We start from the raw sequence: 18,511 nt of genomic DNA, 5'->3' as shown, positions 1-18,511 counted from the left end.
ATAACCAATATACTAATCAAAATGACTTGACAACCAATTATTGTAGCATTATGATGAATATGCAAATCGAAATAACCAATAAGTTAATCATTTTGTTAATTGTGTTGTTTACAAAGGTGGTGTAAAAGTTGATTGTATTAAAATCTCGTAGTGAATTTAATGGGATTATTGCAAAAAGAGGGTTTTCTAAACGTGCTTTTGCACGTGAAAGCGGTGTGTCAGAAGCGACATTCATTCAAATATCAAATGGGAAACAATCACCAAGACCTGATACTGCGAAAAAAATTTGTGATACCTTGCTATTAAATTTTGATGATATTTTCGCAATTGAGGAGAGATCGAGCAAAAAAATAAAAGGAGGTGAGTAAATTGTTAAATGTTCAGATTGATGAAAAGACCGTTAATACTATGCTGGAAAAAGCAATTAATGAAAAAGTTGAGGAATTAGCTAAAGAAAAATATTTTTTAACTTATAAAGAGTTATCCGAGTATCTAAACATTAGTAAGCCAACTATCGATGAACATTTTCTGAAAAATGGTCTCAAATACTACAGATGCGGAAGTAAGTATCTGTTTAAGAAAAATGAAGTAGATGAATTTTTGGATGATATGACTTCCAATATGAACGCTACTAATAACGATATAAAACTTTATCAAAGTTTGCTTTAAACTAAGTAGCACTTTTGTATTGGTCAGATGGTCTAAGTAGGAGGTGAATACATATGAACGGAGTGTTATCCGCCACAAGAATCATGAAGGGGTATGAAATTGTAAAACGATGTGCTGTAGCAAGAAAAAATCCTGAGATTTTAGAAGCCATGGAGTTTGAAGCGAAGCAAAAATTACGTGAACTGAACAGTAAATAAGGAGCGTTGGAAACATGGATCAATTAACAGTGGCAAAAGAACAACCAATATCTGCAAGTTTTAAAACAGTAGGGATGGCCTCAGAATTGAGGGTAACTAATTATTCTAAAGACGGTTCTTATGGAGAAGATAATTTAAGAGATATTGTCTACGAGTTAGACGATGGGATTGGTTCAATTGGCGCTAAAGTAGAAACTTTAGTAGATGTGGAAATCCTTATGTCAAGGTTGATGGAAGATATGGATAGAGTTGTAAGTAAAGGTGAGCAGAATTTCTACTTCCACGAATTTCACAGGAAGTTACGAGTATATTGGCAATTAATCAATTATACAACGAGTGGATTAAATAAAGATTTCGAAAAAGCATCAGAACTGAAAGAAGAGATATTCAATAAGGTTGTGAAGAATGGTGGTAAAAGCCAATAAAAAAAGATATATGAACGGCGAATTCATATATCTCCAAATTAAATTTATTAGTTCTTTGTATTGTAACATTAAGTTTGTCTTGTGACAAGGGAGGTGAGAAGTTGTTATCTACTATATCGAATTATACAGAAACAATTAACAACATAATGCCTGGAGCGAAAATTATCAAGCTTACTGGATATGCAAAGGGCAATCAAGAGTATCAAAAAGCAAAAACACCAGTAGGCTCTTGGAAAAACACGCATTCATTAGATAGCGCCAAAATTGATGGATGGCTTGATCAAGGTGGCTGGATAGGGTGTGTGGTCCCGAAAGGTATTTTCATTGTCGACATTGACGATTCTAAAGAAGGTCAGTTACTAAGGGATTTACTTGAAGGAGAAAACATTCATCATCATTTAATCAAAACCCCTAATGGTTGGCAGTTTATATTCAAAGGTGAAACTGATTTAACGAAAAAAGAAGGTCAGTATCAGAATTACGTTAATCGTTTAGGTTTAACACAAGATACACGTGCAGCAGAAAAGGGGTATATCGTATTCCCGACCGAAAATACAGAAGGGCGTTACCTAGTTACCCAAAGTCTCGAAAAATTGGACGAGCTTCCACAGTTCTTATATAAAGCATGGAATGGTGCGAAAACATCTTCACCTATGAGTTATCCATATGAAACTAGCGGTTCACGTGATGGAGATTTTTATGATTTAGCTAGAAGGTTATTAATTTGTAAGGTGGGAAAAAAGGAAGTATTGTCCAGCCTTAAATTGGCTCACAAATACTTTGTTTCTTTCAAAAAGGGATTTCTTATTAAGGATATTACAAAGGTTGTTAATTCGGCCTATAAGAAGGTAAATGAAGAAAAATTGGATGAGGAAATAACAAATGAAAGTGAGAAAAAACAAGAGGATTCTATCACTCCTGTATGTATTCCATCTCCTTATAAAGTAAAGAATAATGCCTTATATAGAGTGGAAACTAAGGTTAAGAATGGAGAAGTTGATGAACGAGAAATCATGGTTGCTAGGCATGTTCCGATTCTTAAAAAAGAGCTACATAATGTTGAACGGCAACAATTGTATTATGAGTTAACTTGGAATGATAGAGGTAAGGTCGTCAACGAGATTGTTCCAGCTGGAGCATTGGCTAATAAGAGGGAGATGATGCCATTAGCAAATAAAGGATTTCCTGCTAATGATAATAATATAAAGCAACTAATAGATTACTTTGATAAGGTTTTAGCATTCACCGAGATTGATAGAGGACTTATGGTAGATCGTCTAGGTTATGTGAAAAATGGTTTGGCTCATCCATTATTAGCGACAGATTATGAAATACTTCCTAATGATCAAGGAGAACAGCAACTTTTTGAATCATTCCAAGTAGCTGGGACAGTAGAAGGATGGATAGATGGGGTATTTAATAAAATTAAAAAACATCCAAGAACATTATTTTTTGTTCTATCATCCTTTGCTAGTGTCCTGCTTCATGATTTAAAAATAGATCCTTTCATTGTAGAACTAGCGGGCTCGACCTCTACTGGTAAAACAACAGCTATGAAGGTAGCAGCTAGCGTATGGGGAACAGGTCAACTTATTAACGAATTCAATGCGACAAAGGTTTCTATTGAACGTAAATCAGCTTTCTTAAATAGTTTTCCGTTATACCTAGATGATAGCAGGAAAGCAGATGAAAGATTACTCCAATCTTTCGTCTACAATTTCAGTGGGGGACGTAGCAGGGGAAGAGGTTCATTAAATGGTTCACAGATTGAGTATACATGGAAGAATATATGTCAGGTGACTGGTGAAGTAAGTTTAAATGAATATGCATCTAAAGCTGGCGGTGTAGCTGCTCGAATTGTGAGTTTGAATGGTAGTCCATTCGAAGGAGTAGATTATATATTTTTCGCTGATTTATATAAGGGATTAGAAACAAACTATGGGGGCATTGGTTTAGAGTTTTTAAAACAGTATCAAGTACGTAAGAAAGAGTTGCTCCCATCTTTTTATAAATTTAAAGATTTTTATATGAACAAAGCACAGGGAAATGAAGTTTTAACAAGATTATCCCTTTATTACGCAACAGTCCATTATGCAGGTAGACTCCTAAAAGAATTTTTAAAGGTTAGTGTAGATCTTGAGCAACTGGACAAGCTCTTTGATGAAATCGCCCAAGAAAATAAGGCAATAGATAAGCCCAAAGAACTATTGAATGAAATTTTAACTTACTTGGATAGCAATAGGGATGGAATTTATTATGACTATGCTCCTAAAAACATTAAAGCAATTTATAAATTTAATTCTATTTGTTTAACACCAGCTTTTCTAAAAGAGTTCTTGGGTGCGGAAGAAAAACGGACTAGAAAAGAATGGTTGAACAGAGGTTTTACTGTTGCAAATGTTTTAGATGGAAAAGAGGTTGATTATAGGAAGGTTAGTCATAAAGGGCGGAAAATTAATGCTGTAACAGTAGATAAAGAAATTATTCAAAAATTAGGTTTTGATTTTGAAGAAAGAGTTACTGATTAAGTTGGAACGTACCATGTTTTGCGAAAAGGTACCAGTCGTTTTTTATTTTTGGTACTCTCGAAATGCTGATATATCAATACATATAAGGTAATAGTACATAAAGTTCTAAAAGTACCAAGTAAATAAAAGATATATTTGTTAATAAAAAATGTTTTAAAAAACAATCTATATTTCTTAATAGGTATGTTCTTTTAAAAAACGTGGTGCTTTTGGTACTTTAAGGACAAAACTTTTAGAAACATTGATATACAAAGCTTTTTAGGAAGGTACTAAGTAAAAGTTGTAATGGAACTACTTTGGATTCTTAGTACTAATCAAATAAATAAGGATGGTAGAAATGGCAACTAAAAAAGAGCTGGTTGTATTAGCGATAGAAAGAGACGCAGCAGGAAATCTTAGTACATGGTGCTCGGCGTGTGATTGTTTCCATCATCATGGTGCAAGTGAAGGTCATAGGGTATCACACTGTACAAACGAAAATAGTCCTTATATTCATACAGGCTATGTTCTAAAGAAGATGAAACTATCGGGTAAAGAGATTATTAGAAAAGAGAATTAAATCTAAGTAGGTGATATGTAATTGGTTTGCCTAAAAGATTATCAAAGGCTAGATGAAGATATTGCTTATTTAGAATACAAATTAGAAAAAACAAAAGCAGAGTTAAAACGTCGTAGTTATCTAGATAAAAATATATTGTCAATGGATCTCAGCGATGAGGAAACAGAAAAGATACTGGATCAACTTAAGATGGAGCTCGCATCTAAGAAAGAACAGCTGCAACAGCTTGTTGATTTAGTGAGTAAGTTCAAAAGCTTAGAACAACAGATACTTAAGTTGAAATATATTGATGGAATGACGTTAGAAAGCATAGGAAGCAAATTAAAGTATAGTCCAAGCTATATTAAACAGAAACATGCTGAGATTATGAGAAGAATCAAGTTTGCCGAGAGATTAAAGGCAGGAGGATAGAGAACTGTGGAAGCTATTGAAATAAACGATTTTTCAAAGCCCCCCTTTTAAAATTTTAAAAAAATTTTTTTTCAAAAGACCGGCCCCCCCAGTTATTTCTTTCGTTGGACGGCATTTTTCAAAAACAAAGGGGGGTGTGAAAGTAAGTATATTTCTATCTTATTTTTGTCGATAATTGTCGAATTTAACTTGAAGGGAGGTGAGTAAAGTGATAGAGAATTGTCTGCAATCTATACTCAGTAAATTAAACAAAAAAGAACGATCAAAATTAGATAAGCTTATTCAAAAATACAATACTGCAGTTGAAGAGGGAAATCCAGTACACCATGAATTGTGTATGGAACTTGTTGAAGTGTATCAAAATATCAGATTGGAACATGAAAAATGCTAGTTTTACAGCAAAAGTAATAGGTTATCAAAATTATTGAAAGGAGGTGAGCGAAATAGTTAGACGTTATGAAGGTGCATCTAAATTCTACGAATCTAGAGATATGAAGGAATTAAAAAATTTAATAAAAAGAAGGAAAGGTGAGGTCTGGGAAAGACGAAACGGAGTATGGAGACAGTTGGACAAACGGGAACAGCTACTCAAACAAATCGATAATCTGTTAGTGAAATTTAAATAGGTACTTAAAAAGCATAGGGTGTTCTGGACCAACATCCTATGCTCAACCAAAAAACAAAATACAAGGAGAATTATATCATGACTACAACAATTAAAAATAAAAAAGAAATTCGTTCAGCTTTTGCAAATTATGTGACAGGTAATATAAGTGAGAAAGAAGCTCGTTCATTAGGACTATCCGTTTCAAATAGTGGAAAAGCATTTATTCCAAAATCTATTGCTAATGAAATTATTAGTTATGTTGAAGAGGAAAATTTACTAAGAAAATATGGGAAAGTAGTTACAGTTGATGGAAATCTAGGGTACCCAGTTTTGACTGAGGAATCAAATCTCAAAGTCGAAGTTCATTCAGAAGAACGTGATAATGAAAATGAGATTGAAGTGAATAGCATAGGGTTAAATGCAGATGTTTTATCTCCTGTGGAATTTGATTCTATTTCAAGGGTTAAAAGAAAACTATTGAAGATGAGCGGTGGAGAAGTTAGTTTAGCGGATTTAATTGTAGAGTTAATGAAGAAAGAGTATCTTAAAAAAGAAATTGATTACATGTTTAATGGGAATACTCAAAAGGCTTTTAATCCAGGATCATTATTGAATAAAGCTAAAGTATTTATACCAACCCAAACAGATCCTGTAGCAATTATTAAAGAGTTGAAAAATAAACCATCTACTAATGTGACAAACAAAGCGAGGTGGATTGTAAATAAAGCTGCTCTTGAATACGTTGAAGATTTAAAATTACCGAATGGGGAACCGGCTTTAAAAACAATTGATCGTGTGGACGGTGGAGTAAGTTACATGTTACTAGGATTCCCACTTGATTGCACAGATGCAGTAAAAGGCTCAGTAGATACAGCAGCAGTATTTTACTTTGGTGATTTTTCAGCCTTCGTTATTCAAGAAAATTCAGAGGGATTGGAAATTGAAATTATGAAGGAAATGTATACGAATGTTAATGAAGTAGGATTGAAATTATACAACCTTCTTGATGGAAAATTAATTTATTCAGAGGTAGAACCAACTGTGTATCGTTTGGAGATTTAATAATTTGTCAGAAAGGAGCAGCTAATGCATAGTTGCTCTTTTTATTACATAAAAAAGTTGGTGGGGATCATTTAATTGTCCCCATTTTTATTGGTGGACAATTATACCAAACTAAAAGGTTGATATTGTAAGTTATAAAATAAAGTATTTCCTTTTCATCCCTTCTAAATATTTATGATTTATTTTTTGCTATTTCTTGGTTTAAGAAACATCTCCAAAAGTATAAAAATGGATATTAATAGTTTTCATTGTTTCGATAAGGTAGGTTTTGTAAATACATGTTAAAATAACCCAGAAGGAGGATTTGAAATGTTTATAAAAAAGCTCTTTTTTATTGATAATGAAATAGAAATCCTTCATTTATATACGGAACTTAATATTGCAACTGTAAGAATTATTAGTAGTAATGAAGAGATAGATATAGATATCGGTTATATAAAAAATGAACCTATCCAAGAAAGAAAGATTTCTTTGAAATTATTATTGGAGATGATGTAATTGTTCTTAAAACTATTAAATATTGAGATGGATTCACATAAATGGGAAGAGATTTGTATTGATTATTGTATAGAGAAGTATAGTGATTATGACTTTCATGAGGTACCTGCATTTTGCCAAGGAGATGGTGGGATTGAAGGATTCACCAAAACTGGGAAAGGAATAGCGATTCAATGCTATTATCCGGATGACCCTAATTATTCAGTAGAAGAATTATATAATCATCAGCGAGATAAAATGACAAAAGATATCGGGAAATTAATAGATTCTGAAAATGCGAAAAAAAACCTTAAGAAATTTGGAATGCAACCTATAGAAGAATGGATTTTTATGACTCCAAAGTACACAAGTAAAAACCTGATAATACATGCTAATAAGAAGGCTGAAGAAGTAAGAAACAAAGTAAGTCAAGATATTAAATTTTATGATTATATACATAAAGACTTTAAAATTAATATATGTACGGAAAAACACGTTGCTTCTCAAATTTCAAAATTAATAAGAAGACAAAATAGCAAAATAAAACTAGATACTAAAATTGTCGATAGTGATATTGATTGGACTGAAGTTTCCAATGAAAAAATTAGCAATGTAACCAGAAAAGTTCAAGCATTAAATGTTTCTAAAGTAAAACAAGAGAAATTAATTGATCTTTTTATGAAGCAATATGTATCTGGTATAGCAGAAATGTCGGCTATAGGAGAAGTGTCTCAAGAAATTTTAAATGATTTGCAGGAATTAATAAATGAATTTAAAAATAAAGTGGTTATGGAAACTCTAATGATACAAGATTGTACTATGAATACAACAGTGTTCAATAAACTGAATAAGGAATTTTCTGATTCGCTAAGGAAAAAAGTCAATTATTTAAGTGAAGAGTCAATAATGAGAATACAACTCCAAACAACAGCTAAATGGTTAGCAGACTGTTCCATGGAGTTTGAAGGAGCTTCTAATGAATAACGATAACTTAATAATCAATGGAATAAACAAAATAATTTTTAAATCCAAGCCTGAAGCTGTACCATACCATAGTCGGCTATCTTATAAAATTTCTTTTATTTGTATGATTTTAAAAATTACGAGCTCTAAATCAGGTTGCTCGATAGCAAAAATTCAGTTGATTGCGAATTACTATTATAATCAAGAACAAAGAGAATTTTTCCTGCAAATGCTTAAAAAGGATCCTTATCAAATCATTTTTAGATATACTCCCACTGTAAATAAAGCTATTTTATATCTATTAGCTGAGGGTTTAATTAAACAACAAAAAAATGGTACATATCGACTTTTAAATAAAGGGAAACACTTTACTAATGAAATTTTAAATAACAATATTTTCATTAATGAAATTTCCTATTTGAAGCAGGTTGGAGACTCTCTTCCTGAAAGTCTTGTAAACGAAATGAGAAATAACATACAGTTAGGTGTGAATAATATATGCTAAAAATAAATAATTTAGAAATTAGGGTATTAACTACTGAAAATAATTTAGTTATGGGGTTAAGCTCAACATTTAACGATGGCTTGAATCTAATAACAAGTAATAATAAAAATACTAGTGGGAAAAGTACTGTAATTTCAACAATTCTATATTGCTTGGGAATGGAAGAAATAATAGGTGGAAAAGGTTATAAGGTATTAAGCACTGGTTTAACAAATATCATATGGGATGAAAATAGAACTGAATATAAAGTAATTGGATCGAATATATATCTAGAGATTACTAATGGAAAAAATCCAATAACCATATATCGTACAACTAATGATATGAACAGAGACTCCAGTCTTATAACGGTATACTATTCGACATTAAAAAATATTAGTGAGAAGGAAACAAAATCAGAAGATATGTATGTCCACTCACCAAACTCTGCTAAAAATAAAAGAGGATTTTTTACTTTTTTAGAAAGTTATTTAGATTTAAAATTGCCAGATGTTCCGAGTTATAAGGGAGCAAATGTAAAACTTTATTTGCAAAACATATTTGCTGCAATGGTAATTGAACAAAAAAGAGGATGGGGAGATATATTAGTTCGAGTACCCAATTATAGCATCATTGAACCTAAAAAGAGAACTATTGAATATATACTAAATTTAGATGCTCTTAGTATCGAAAAAAATAAAGCAGACATAAAAATAAAAAAAGAAATGTTAATAAGTGAATGGGAAAAACTTTTTATAGAATTAAAGTCGAAAGTTTTCCCCTTTAATATTATAGGGTTAAATTCATCACCTATTCTTATCGAAGAAGATATGATTAATAAAAGAATGATAAAGCTTACTAGCAGTGATGAAAATAAAGCAGATATTCCTGCCGAAGAATTTATTAATACTTTAAAAGAGAAGCTAAGTGAACTTTCTAGAAGCATGGTCAAAAAAAATAATGATGAAGAAGAAGGATTAAAATTTGAATTAGAAGAGGTTGATATACAACTGAATAAATTAGGACAGCTCGAGAGAGAACTTATTCAGAAACGAGAAATGAATAAAGCTGAAATTAATAAATTCCAAAAAAATTACAATTTACTCTTAGAAGATATACAAAATAATAAAGATGCAAAAAAACTACAAATTTTAGGTTCAAAAGAAAAGATAATGAGTTTCGATAGTCAGTGTCCAGTGTGTAATCAATCTATCCAAGACTCTTTATTAGTTAATCAACAATATTCAAAGGTTATGTCTTTAGACGATAATATTACTCATTTAAATGATCAGGCAAAGCTTTTTTCAAGCATGATTCAACAAAGACAAGAACAAAAAATCCATTTAGATAAGCAAAGCAAAGAAATTTCTGGAGCAAAAAGTAATCTAATGAGTTTGAAAAAAGCCTTGCTAAATGATATATACAGTTTAACTGGAGCGTATTCAGAAACAAATATTTTAAAAAGGATGAAACTAGAAGGGGAAATAAATTCTAGTGAAGAAAAAGTTAATTTACTCCAAGATATTATCCCGACTTTTGTACAATTATCGAGTAAATGGAAAAAAATAATTGAAGCAGAGCAAAAAGTTCCCAAAACTAGATTATCGGATAATGATAAAAAAAAGTTAAAATTTTTAAAAGAAAAATTCACTAAAAATTTAACGGACTTTAATTATAGAAGTGTATCTGATGTAAAGGAGATAAATATTTCAGAAACGACATATATGCCAGAAATCAGTAGTTACGACTTGAAATATGATTCTTCTGCAAGTGATAATGCGAGGGCTATCTGGGCTTTTACACTCGCTTTGTTAGAAACATCTAATAAATTTAATGGTAATCATCCGGGATTAATAATTTTTGATGAACCTATACAACATAGTATTATCGCTGATGACATGGAAGCCTTGTTTAAAAAGATGACCCAATTGGAGAACGAGGCACAAATTATTGTTGGTTTTACTAGAGAAGAAGGGAAAATCCCTGAGAAAATGATGGAAGATATAGATTCAGGAATATACAATATTATTAATTTAGGTGAATTGGCTTTTAAAAAATTATCTATCCAAGACTAGAGGTAATTTGAATTTTGGCTAACTAACGCCTCTTAAGAAGAGCCTTAAATTTAAAAAAATAAGGGGATAAGGTCCCTCTTTTATTAATCTACTAGACTATATCAATCAGTAATATAGAATAATAGATATTACAAGAACAGATTGTTTTTGTTATGCTTATTAATTTCGATTTTCGTTATTCGCTGTATGTATTATTTGGACATGCTTAAAAACTAGTTTATATCAAGTTTTGTTAGAGCTGTAAAATATTAATTTTCAAAAGAGGGCTTATAGCTAAATGCTTGAGGCTCTTTTTTCTTTTCATTAATAAACGCATCGCTAAAGTAGAGTTTGTTCATTAAATATTTTTTGAAGGTATTAACATATCTCAAAGCGAACTTACCCATATTCCAAATGTAGTTGATTCGATATATATATTGAAGGTTATGAAAGTATTCCATACGGAGTGCTTTTATTAAATGAGGATTATACGAGGGATGAATTAAAGCGAAATAATTTTTATTTTAAAGTTAAATGAAAAAGCACCCATAAAGGATGCTCTTTCGGATATGTTGATTTTATTTTGAAGAGTCTTTTCTTGTTTTCATTTTTGAATACTTTAAATATACCTTTGATGAAAAATCACATACGTAAAAGGTTCCATTTTCCTCTTTGTATTTTTCGTGGAATACACTTCTTTTATCATCGATAATAAAATTATGTATTAATTTTAACTTTGCTATTTCTTCTTCATTAATGATTTCCATAAGATATTGTGGTTGAGAAGTTTTATTGAATCGTTTGCTTAAATATAGATAAAAAAAGCTCATAAATAAAGGAATAATGATAGCAATTAGTATGAAATTGTATTTATTACTTTGAGGGATATTTACATGGAAAAAGCACCAATAAAAAAACATAAAACTAAACATATGAATTATAGAAAGCCATTTTATAGATCGATTGAACCAATTAGCTTTAAGGAGTTTTTTAGGTAAAAGACTTATTGGTATAAGAATTAAAAAGAGTAAAGTAACTAATATATAACTTAGTTTATACAATGGTTCTAAAATAAATGCATATTTGGTTATTAGATTAGGTATAAAAAACTTGAAATAGAGTGCAGGCACAATGAACATGGATATTGCAATAATAAGAATATCCTGGAAAAAGGTAAAGATATTTATTTGTTTCCGTGTAGCCTTGTCTTTAAAGAGTTGATCGAATTCATTGGTAGTGGAAGATTCCATGTAGAATGAACCGAATCCTTTTATAATCCCCCACACCCCTACAGCTGCACCTATAATTTTAGCTATATCAGCAATTTCGTTAAATGACATATAACTTATATATCCCCCTTTGAGAATTTGGATATAATATTCCAACTGAACCATTATATCATGAATTTATCATATTATTAATGCTGTTATACATCCATTCTTTATAGGGATTTTGGTGTCCGGAAAGTGTCCGAAATGGTTTTGAATTGTGTATTTTTAAGTAATGGAATTGCTCGAGGATATTGATATAATAGCCTTTTTTGTGTCTGTTTTCTTCTATTATATATAAAGCTTGATGGGCGGAATGATGTAATTTCATCCGTCAGCCGAACATCCATCTCTATATAGAGGTGGATGTTTTTTTGTTGTAAGATGTAAAAAAATTATAGTAATAAAGGTTCTGTCGCACGGAGAAACTAATTTCTGTAGAATTTTGTCGCTTTCTCTCTTGACCGTATTGATACTTCATTGTTAGAATCTAGGAAGATAATATAAAACAATCCTTCATATATCCTCAATGATATGGTTTGAGAGTCTCTACCGGGTTACCGTAAACAACCTGACTATGAAGGCAGTGCGTCTTATATTTATAAAGAGCGGAATACTATCTTTATAAAGTCAGACTCCTGCCTTTTCTTTGTTATGAGACTGAGGGCGGAGGACTGGCTTTTTTTATTACATGGGTAATGCTTTTTGCCAAATTGGTGAAAATATTTATATATAGAACTAACGTTGGGGTGATTATTTTGAAAAAACAGCACGATACGATTATCGTTTTAGACTTTGGAAGTCAGTACAATCAGTTAATTGCACGTCGCATTCGTGAGTTCGGTGTGTACAGTGAGCTTCATCCGCATACAATTACTGCAGAAGAAATTAAAGCAATGAATCCAAAAGGGATTATTTTCTCTGGTGGACCAAATAGCGTATACGGTGAGAATGCATTCCACTGTGACGAAAAAATCTTTGACCTAGGTTTACCGATTTTCGGTATTTGTTACGGCATGCAGCTTATGACAAAACACTTTGGTGGAAAAGTAGAGCGTGCAAACCATCGTGAGTACGGAAAAGCAGTTCTTAAAGTAGAGAACGAATCAAAATTATATGCGAATCTTCCAGAAGAGCAAGTTGTATGGATGAGCCATGGTGACTTAGTAACTGGTTTACCAGAAGGATTTGTAGTAGACGCAACAAGTGAGTCTTGTCCAATTGCTGGCATGAGCAATGAAGCGCAAAACTTATACGGTGTACAATTCCACCCAGAAGTACGTCACTCTGAGCACGGTAATGATTTAATTAAAAACTTCGTATTCGGCGTATGCGGTTGCTCTGAAGGCTGGAACATGGAGAACTTTATTGAAGTAGAATTAGAGAAAATCCGTGAAACTGTTGGCGATAAAAAAGTACTATGCGCACTTAGTGGCGGCGTAGACTCTTCTGTTGTAGCAGTATTAATCCATAAAGCAATCGGTGACCAATTAACATGTATTTTCGTTGACCATGGTTTACTTCGTAAAGGTGAAGCGGAAGGTGTTATGAAAACATTTAGCGAAGGCTTCCACATGAACGTTATTAAAGTGGATGCAAAAGAACGCTTCATGAACAAGTTAAAAGGTGTAGAAGATCCAGAACAAAAACGCAAAATCATTGGTAATGAATTTATTTACGTATTTGATGATGAAGCTTCTAGATTAGAAGGAATGGACTTCTTAGCACAAGGTACACTGTACACAGATATTGTTGAAAGTGGTACAGCAACTGCACAAACAATTAAATCTCACCATAACGTTGGTGGACTTCCAGAAGATATGCAGTTCAAATTAATTGAGCCTTTAAACACTCTATTTAAAGATGAAGTACGTGTATTAGGATCTGAACTAGGAATTCCTGATGAAATCGTATGGCGTCAACCGTTCCCGGGTCCAGGACTTGGTATCCGTGTATTAGGCGAAATCACAGAAGAAAAATTAGAAATCGTTCGTGAATCCGATGCGATTTTACGTGAAGAAATTATAAAAGCAGGATTAGACCGCGAAATCTGGCAATACTTCACTGCGCTTCCTGGTATGCGCAGCGTAGGTGTTATGGGTGACGAGCGTACTTACGATTACACAGTAGGTATCCGTGCGGTAACATCAATTGACGGTATGACAGCAGATTGGGCACGTATTCCTTGGGATGTGTTAGAGAAAATCTCTGTACGTATCGTAAACGAAGTAAAACACGTGAACCGTATTGTGTATGATGTAACGAGTAAGCCACCAGCAACTATTGAGTGGGAATAGAATAAGGTTTATTTATTTAAAGGAAGATCCATCTGTGATTTTATGCATAGATGGATCTTTTTTATGGTTTATACGAACGAAAAATAAATAAATGTGCAAAATGTTCGTTTTTCAAATTGACATACACCTATATGTGAGTTAATATGAGTATGTAATTGATACGAAAAATGAATATTACAGCCGTCGTATAATATCGGGGATATGGCCCGAAAGTTTCTACCTAGCTACCGTAAATGGCTTGACTACGAGGCGTTTTCATAAAGGAAGGGATTAGCCTACCTTTATTTACAGAACGCTTCCATATATGCAATGGAAGCCTTTTTTATTTTTATGGATAAAAGAGGGCTAGGGAGGATTACGACGAGCAATTATATAACGGGGGAAACGTAGAATGAAGCGTTATTTTCAGTTCGATGAGCTCGGTACGAACTATAAAACAGAGTTCGTTGCAGGGTTAACGACATTTTTATCTATGGCTTATGTATTATTTGTCAATCCTGCTACGCTGTCGCTGGGAAATATTAAAGGATTACCAGCAGGAACAGGAATGGATCCAGGTGCGGTATTTGTCGCTACTGCATTAGCAGCCGCAATTGGTTCACTGATTATGGGGATTTTTGCAAAGTATCCAATTGCTTTAGCACCAGGAATGGGAATCAATGCATTCTTTGCTTATACAGCAGTGTTAACAATGGGGATTCCATGGCAAACAGCGATTGCCGGAACGTTAATGTCAGGTATTATTTTTATTATTCTTACTGCTTCTGGTATTCGTGAAAAAATTATTAATGCAATTCCAGCGGAGCTAAAATTTGCGGTAGCAGCAGGTATTGGTTTATTTATCGCTTTTCTTGGTTTTCAAAATGCAGGAATTATTGTGAAAAATGATGCCGTTCTTGTTGGATTGGGGGATTTAACAAAGGGCACAACATTGCTTGCAATTTTCGGTGTAGTTATTACGATTATCTTAATGATTAAAAAGATAAATGGTGCAGTGTTCTATGGGATGATTCTTACAGCGATCTTGGGTGTAGCGACAGGATTAATTGATACACCAAAATCTGTAGTGGGCGCAATTCCAAGTCTAGAACCTACGTTCGGTGTGGCGCTAAATCACTTCGGAGATATTTTCACTGTTCAAATGGGGATTGTGATTATAACGTTCTTCTTTATCGACTTCTTTGATACAGCAGGTACACTTGTTGCAGTTGCGAATCAAGCGGGGTTAATGAAGGACAATAAATTACCACGTGCAGGAAAAGCGTTATTTGCAGATGCGATTGCAACTGTAATTGGTGCGATTCTTGGTACATCTACGACAACGTCTTACATTGAATCGTCTGCAGGGGTAGCGGCGGGAGGACGTTCAGGATTTACAGCAGTTGTAACAGCAGGATTTTTCTTGTTAGCACTTTTCTTTTCACCATTATTAAGTGTTGTAACGCCGTCTGTAACGGCACCGGCTTTAATTATTGTGGGGATTTTGATGGTTTCATCTCTAGGAGAAATTGATTGGAAGAAATTCGAGATTGCAGTACCAGCATTCTTCACAATTATTTCTATGCCACTTACGTATAGCATTGCAACAGGGATTGCGATTGGATTTATCTTCTATCCAATTACGATGGTTGTAAGTGGTCGCCGTAAAGAAATTCATCCAATTATGTATGTGCTGGGAGTCTTATTCGTATTGTATTTTATCTACGTTCGTCAATAGAGGGGTTTTTAGAAGGTCTAGACTAAGGAGAGTCTAGACCTTTTTGCGTCTTCAGAAAATCTTAAGGATTTCGTTCCGTTTTTCTTCAGAAGTTTTCTTATAATAAGAAATAGGGAGTTTAAAAGTTTTTGGGGGGCGATATTGTGGGGCAAGAAACAATACTTGTTGTAGATGACGAAAAAGAAATTAGGGATTTAATTGCAATTTACTTAAAAAATGAAGGATATAAAGTGTTGCAAGCTGAGGATGGAGCAGAGGGCTTAGATATATTAGAGAAGAATGAAGTGCATTTAGTTGTGTTAGATATTATGATGCCAAAAATTGATGGGATTCATATGTGTATGAAAGTAAGAGAAGCAAAAGAGATGCCGATTATTATGTTATCAGCGAAAACACAGGACATGGATAAAATTTTAGGATTAACAACAGGAGCGGATGATTATGTAACGAAACCATTTAATCCGTTAGAACTTATAGCAAGAATTAAATCACAGCTTCGTCGATATATGAAAATGAATGGATTTGTTGTTCAAAATGAAAGTGAGATTGAAATTGGAGATATGAAGATAAATGTAGCGACACATGAAGTGACCGTTATGGATGAAGAGGTGAAATTAACACCACGAGAGTTTTCTATTTTAGAGTTGCTAGCTCGCAATTCAGGTATAGTCTTTAGTGCTGAACAAATTTATGAAAAAGTCTGGAATGAAAGGTCTTTTCAATCTGATAATACTGTAATGGTACATATTCGAAAGATTCGAGAGAAAATCGAAGAGAATCCAAGAAAACCGCGTTATATAAAAACGGTTTGGGGAGTGGGGTATAAGATTGAGAAAGATATTTAAGCCGTTTACCTATGCGTATAAGAAAATAAGAGGATTAATTGAAAGAGTAATAAAGAGTATTCGTCGAAGTATACGAATTCAGCTTATAACTACTTTTATTGCCTGTGCATTATTAGGGCTTTTTATAGCGAATGGTTTGACACCTTTTTTTGAAAATGCAAATCGAAGGGCTACAATTGATTATAGTGCTGGAATGAGGAGTATTAATAATCAAGTCCAAAGTACAGCGGAAATGATGGTTACTGACAATAAGTTAGACGCTTTGCAGGATATGATAGAAAGAGAAAATCAAAATATAGAGGCAGGGCATACAGCTTTAAAAGTATTTATTACTGATGAAAGTGGAAAGGTTTTGTATAAAACGAAGCAGGCACAAGAAGAACAAATTAATTTACATAATACAATTCGCAATGCGACATCATTTGCTATTAACTACTCAGATTATAATCATAACTTTGAAAGATCAAGAAAAGAATTTATAGCTTTTTCGCCGATTACAATTGAAGATAAAAATTTGTATATGTTCGTAAGTGGGATTCCTGAAGGGGAAGTAATATATGAGACAACAGAGGGGCCGTTTCCGTTTTTGATTGGTGTTTTTGTTTTTATTTTTTCTTTCTTTTATATAACAAAAAGAAAGATGAAACAAATTGAAGCGATGGCTCAAGGAGTAAAAGAGATTGAAAAAGGAAATCTTGCATATCGTATTGAGAAGAAAGGGCAAGATGAAATTGCATCATTAACAGAGAATATTAATAACATGGCTGAACAACTTATGATTAATATTGAAAAAGAACGTAAATTAGAAAAACAAAAAAATGAACTCATCACAAATGTATCGCATGACTTACGTACACCGCTTACTTCTATTATGGGATATTTGCGTTTGCTACGTGATTCAAAGTATGAAAATAAAGAACAACATGATGAGTATATGAGAATCGCATTTTCAAAATCGGAGCAGTTGAAGAATTTAATAGAGGATTTATTCGAGTATACAAAACTAACGAATGAAAGCATTGTATTAGAAAAACAAGAAGTGTGCATAAATGAACTTCTTGAGCAATTAATAGAAGAACTAGTACCACAAGCGGAAGAACATGGTCTTATATTTATGAAGCAAATTCCTGAAGAACGTGTGTATGTTGCTATTGATTCAGAGAAGATGGTTCGTGTGTTTGAAAATTTATTAATGAACGCTATTAAATATAGTGAAGATGATGGGGAGATTAAAGTTTCGCTTCAAAGGCAACGCCGAAATATCAAAATCACCGTTGCGAATCATAGTGAAGAGTTTACGAGAGAAGAATTAGAAAACTTATTTGAGCGTTTTTATAAAAAGGATCAGTCCAGAAGTAGAGTAACAGAAGGGTCAGGACTTGGACTTGCCATTGCGAAAAGTATTGTTGAACTTCAAGGGGGAGAAATTCGAGCTGAATATGAAGATGGGGTTATTCAGTTTATCGTTTCACTACCAATTATAGAAGAAAAGTAAACAAATATAGTTTGATAGAGAAACATCGTAAACCGCATATTAATTAGCAGACCAAATCACATATTGATTTGGTCTTTCCAAATTCCGTTATATTAATGATTATTTAGTTTTGACATATAAAACAGTACAGCAAATAACGGGGTAAATAATAGTATGACTATAGTTAATGTTAACTTGATGATTATGTACTAGGTAAGTCCTTTTAAATTTTTTAGAAAAACATATTGACGATTATATAAATGAGGTGTAATATTATACGAGTCGCTGATAGCAACAAAGCAAAACGCGACAAACGAAATAAAAAACCTAGTTGACACTGAAACATAGAAATGTTAACATAAGGAAGTCGCAAATAAGCGGCAAACGAGTTCTCTGAAAACTGAACGAAACAAACAACGTGAAACGTCAATTTTTATTTTATGATGCTAGACAAACTAACTTTATTGGAGAGTT

The 18,511-nt window shown here is 32.8% G+C and carries 18 protein-coding genes and 2 riboswitches; of the genes, 17 read left to right on the top strand and 1 reads right to left on the bottom strand.

The window, feature by feature from the left end; genetic code table 11:
- Positions 1 to 128: 128 nt before the first annotated feature.
- The 13 genes from ACIQ7L_RS27520 to ACIQ7L_RS27460 all read left to right on the top strand — a co-directional run bounded on the left by ACIQ7L_RS27520 (position 129) and on the right by ACIQ7L_RS27460 (position 10,457).
- Positions 129 to 368 (top strand): helix-turn-helix transcriptional regulator, encoded by a 240-nt coding sequence (locus ACIQ7L_RS27520; RefSeq protein WP_400573328.1) that lies wholly within the window; start codon positions 129 to 131, stop codon positions 366 to 368.
- Between the two features lies 1 nt (position 369).
- Positions 370 to 669 carry an excisionase family DNA-binding protein gene (locus tag ACIQ7L_RS27515; RefSeq protein ID WP_400573326.1) on the top strand — a complete coding sequence of 100 codons (300 nt, stop codon included), beginning with the start codon at positions 370 to 372 and terminating at the stop codon, positions 667 to 669.
- A gap of 53 nt (positions 670 to 722) precedes the next feature.
- Positions 723 to 866, top strand: coding sequence for a hypothetical protein (locus ACIQ7L_RS27510; protein ID WP_400573324.1), 144 nt, complete (start codon positions 723 to 725; stop codon positions 864 to 866).
- Between the two features lie 14 nt (positions 867 to 880).
- The gene (locus ACIQ7L_RS27505; protein ID WP_400573323.1) at positions 881 to 1,291 is read left to right on the top strand and encodes a hypothetical protein; all 411 of its coding nucleotides are present in this window, start codon (positions 881 to 883) and stop codon (positions 1,289 to 1,291) included.
- A 101-nt stretch (positions 1,292 to 1,392) separates the two neighbouring features.
- Positions 1,393 to 3,819, top strand: a complete 2,427-nt coding sequence (locus ACIQ7L_RS27500) for a DUF927 domain-containing protein (protein WP_400573321.1) — start codon at positions 1,393 to 1,395, stop codon at positions 3,817 to 3,819.
- A 337-nt stretch (positions 3,820 to 4,156) separates the two neighbouring features.
- Positions 4,157 to 4,378: a hypothetical protein gene (locus ACIQ7L_RS27495; protein ID WP_400573319.1), complete on the top strand. Its 222-nt coding sequence runs from the start codon at positions 4,157 to 4,159 to the stop codon at positions 4,376 to 4,378.
- 21 nt (positions 4,379 to 4,399) lie between these two features.
- A complete protein-coding gene (locus tag ACIQ7L_RS27490) occupies positions 4,400 to 4,789 on the top strand; it encodes a sigma factor-like helix-turn-helix DNA-binding protein (protein ID WP_400573317.1) in 390 nt (129 codons plus the stop codon).
- Positions 4,790 to 4,997: 208 nt separating this feature from the next.
- The gene (locus ACIQ7L_RS27485; RefSeq protein ID WP_400573316.1) at positions 4,998 to 5,180 is read left to right on the top strand and encodes a hypothetical protein; all 183 of its coding nucleotides are present in this window, start codon (positions 4,998 to 5,000) and stop codon (positions 5,178 to 5,180) included.
- A 312-nt stretch (positions 5,181 to 5,492) separates the two neighbouring features.
- Entirely contained in the window at positions 5,493 to 6,458 is a 966-nt protein-coding gene (locus tag ACIQ7L_RS27480; protein WP_400573314.1) for a phage major capsid protein, read from the top strand.
- Between the two features lie 309 nt (positions 6,459 to 6,767).
- On the top strand, positions 6,768 to 6,956 hold the full coding sequence (locus ACIQ7L_RS27475; RefSeq protein ID WP_400573312.1) for a hypothetical protein: 189 nt from the start codon (positions 6,768 to 6,770) through the stop codon (positions 6,954 to 6,956).
- Positions 6,957 to 7,919 carry a hypothetical protein gene (locus ACIQ7L_RS27470; protein WP_400573311.1) on the top strand — a complete coding sequence of 321 codons (963 nt, stop codon included), beginning with the start codon at positions 6,957 to 6,959 and terminating at the stop codon, positions 7,917 to 7,919.
- Positions 7,912 to 8,403, top strand: coding sequence for a hypothetical protein (locus ACIQ7L_RS27465; RefSeq protein ID WP_400573310.1), 492 nt, complete (start codon positions 7,912 to 7,914; stop codon positions 8,401 to 8,403). Before ACIQ7L_RS27470 ends, ACIQ7L_RS27465 begins: the two co-directional genes overlap by 8 nt.
- On the top strand, positions 8,397 to 10,457 hold the full coding sequence (locus ACIQ7L_RS27460; protein ID WP_400573308.1) for a hypothetical protein: 2,061 nt from the start codon (positions 8,397 to 8,399) through the stop codon (positions 10,455 to 10,457). Before ACIQ7L_RS27465 ends, ACIQ7L_RS27460 begins: the two co-directional genes overlap by 7 nt.
- A 557-nt stretch (positions 10,458 to 11,014) precedes the next feature.
- Here the strand turns inward: ACIQ7L_RS27460 and ACIQ7L_RS27455 are convergent.
- On the bottom strand, positions 11,015 to 11,776 hold the full coding sequence (locus ACIQ7L_RS27455) for a hypothetical protein (RefSeq protein ID WP_400573306.1): 762 nt from the start codon (positions 11,774 to 11,776) through the stop codon (positions 11,015 to 11,017).
- 424 nt (positions 11,777 to 12,200) lie between these two features.
- Positions 12,201 to 12,302, top strand: a riboswitch (purine riboswitch).
- Positions 12,303 to 12,462: 160 nt separating this feature from the next.
- Between ACIQ7L_RS27455 and guaA the strand changes: the two genes are divergently transcribed.
- From guaA to ACIQ7L_RS27435, 4 genes are all read left to right on the top strand, one after another.
- Positions 12,463 to 14,001, top strand: a complete 1,539-nt coding sequence (gene guaA / locus ACIQ7L_RS27450) for a glutamine-hydrolyzing GMP synthase (protein ID WP_400573304.1) — start codon at positions 12,463 to 12,465, stop codon at positions 13,999 to 14,001.
- Between the two features lie 163 nt (positions 14,002 to 14,164).
- A riboswitch (purine riboswitch) is annotated at positions 14,165 to 14,266 on the top strand.
- A gap of 126 nt (positions 14,267 to 14,392) precedes the next feature.
- Positions 14,393 to 15,718, top strand: coding sequence for an NCS2 family permease (locus tag ACIQ7L_RS27445; protein ID WP_400573302.1), 1,326 nt, complete (start codon positions 14,393 to 14,395; stop codon positions 15,716 to 15,718).
- A gap of 143 nt (positions 15,719 to 15,861) precedes the next feature.
- Positions 15,862 to 16,563 (top strand): response regulator transcription factor, encoded by a 702-nt coding sequence (locus ACIQ7L_RS27440; RefSeq protein ID WP_400573301.1) that lies wholly within the window; start codon positions 15,862 to 15,864, stop codon positions 16,561 to 16,563.
- Complete coding sequence (locus tag ACIQ7L_RS27435; RefSeq protein ID WP_400573299.1) at positions 16,547 to 18,058, top strand: sensor histidine kinase; 1,512 nt, start codon at positions 16,547 to 16,549, stop codon at positions 18,056 to 18,058. The genes ACIQ7L_RS27440 and ACIQ7L_RS27435 overlap by 17 nt, the downstream gene beginning before the upstream one ends.
- The last annotated feature ends 453 nt before the right edge of the window (positions 18,059 to 18,511 follow it).

The organism is Bacillus sp. NPDC094106, assembly GCF_044764345.1.
Lineage (GTDB): Bacteria > Bacillota > Bacilli > Bacillales > Bacillaceae_G > Bacillus_A.
The sequence above is the reverse complement of the archived record's forward strand: the minus strand, read 5'-3'. Positions and strand labels throughout refer to the sequence as shown.

Excerpts from the sequence above, each read along its gene's own strand:
- ACIQ7L_RS27510 (WP_400573324.1), top strand. The coding sequence starts at position 723 with ATGAACGGAGTGTTATCCGCCACAAGAATCATGAAGGGGTATGAAATT.
- ACIQ7L_RS27505 (WP_400573323.1), top strand. The coding sequence starts at position 881 with ATGGATCAATTAACAGTGGCAAAAGAACAACCAATATCTGCAAGTTTT.
- ACIQ7L_RS27495 (WP_400573319.1), top strand. The coding sequence starts at position 4,157 with ATGGCAACTAAAAAAGAGCTGGTTGTATTAGCGATAGAAAGAGACGCA.
- ACIQ7L_RS27480 (WP_400573314.1), top strand. The coding sequence starts at position 5,493 with ATGACTACAACAATTAAAAATAAAAAAGAAATTCGTTCAGCTTTTGCA.
- ACIQ7L_RS27475 (WP_400573312.1), top strand. The coding sequence starts at position 6,768 with ATGTTTATAAAAAAGCTCTTTTTTATTGATAATGAAATAGAAATCCTT.
- ACIQ7L_RS27465 (WP_400573310.1), top strand. The coding sequence starts at position 7,912 with ATGAATAACGATAACTTAATAATCAATGGAATAAACAAAATAATTTTT.
- ACIQ7L_RS27460 (WP_400573308.1), top strand. The coding sequence starts at position 8,397 with ATGCTAAAAATAAATAATTTAGAAATTAGGGTATTAACTACTGAAAAT.
- ACIQ7L_RS27455 (WP_400573306.1), bottom strand. The coding sequence starts at position 11,776 with ATGTCATTTAACGAAATTGCTGATATAGCTAAAATTATAGGTGCAGCT.
- ACIQ7L_RS27445 (WP_400573302.1), top strand. The coding sequence starts at position 14,393 with ATGAAGCGTTATTTTCAGTTCGATGAGCTCGGTACGAACTATAAAACA.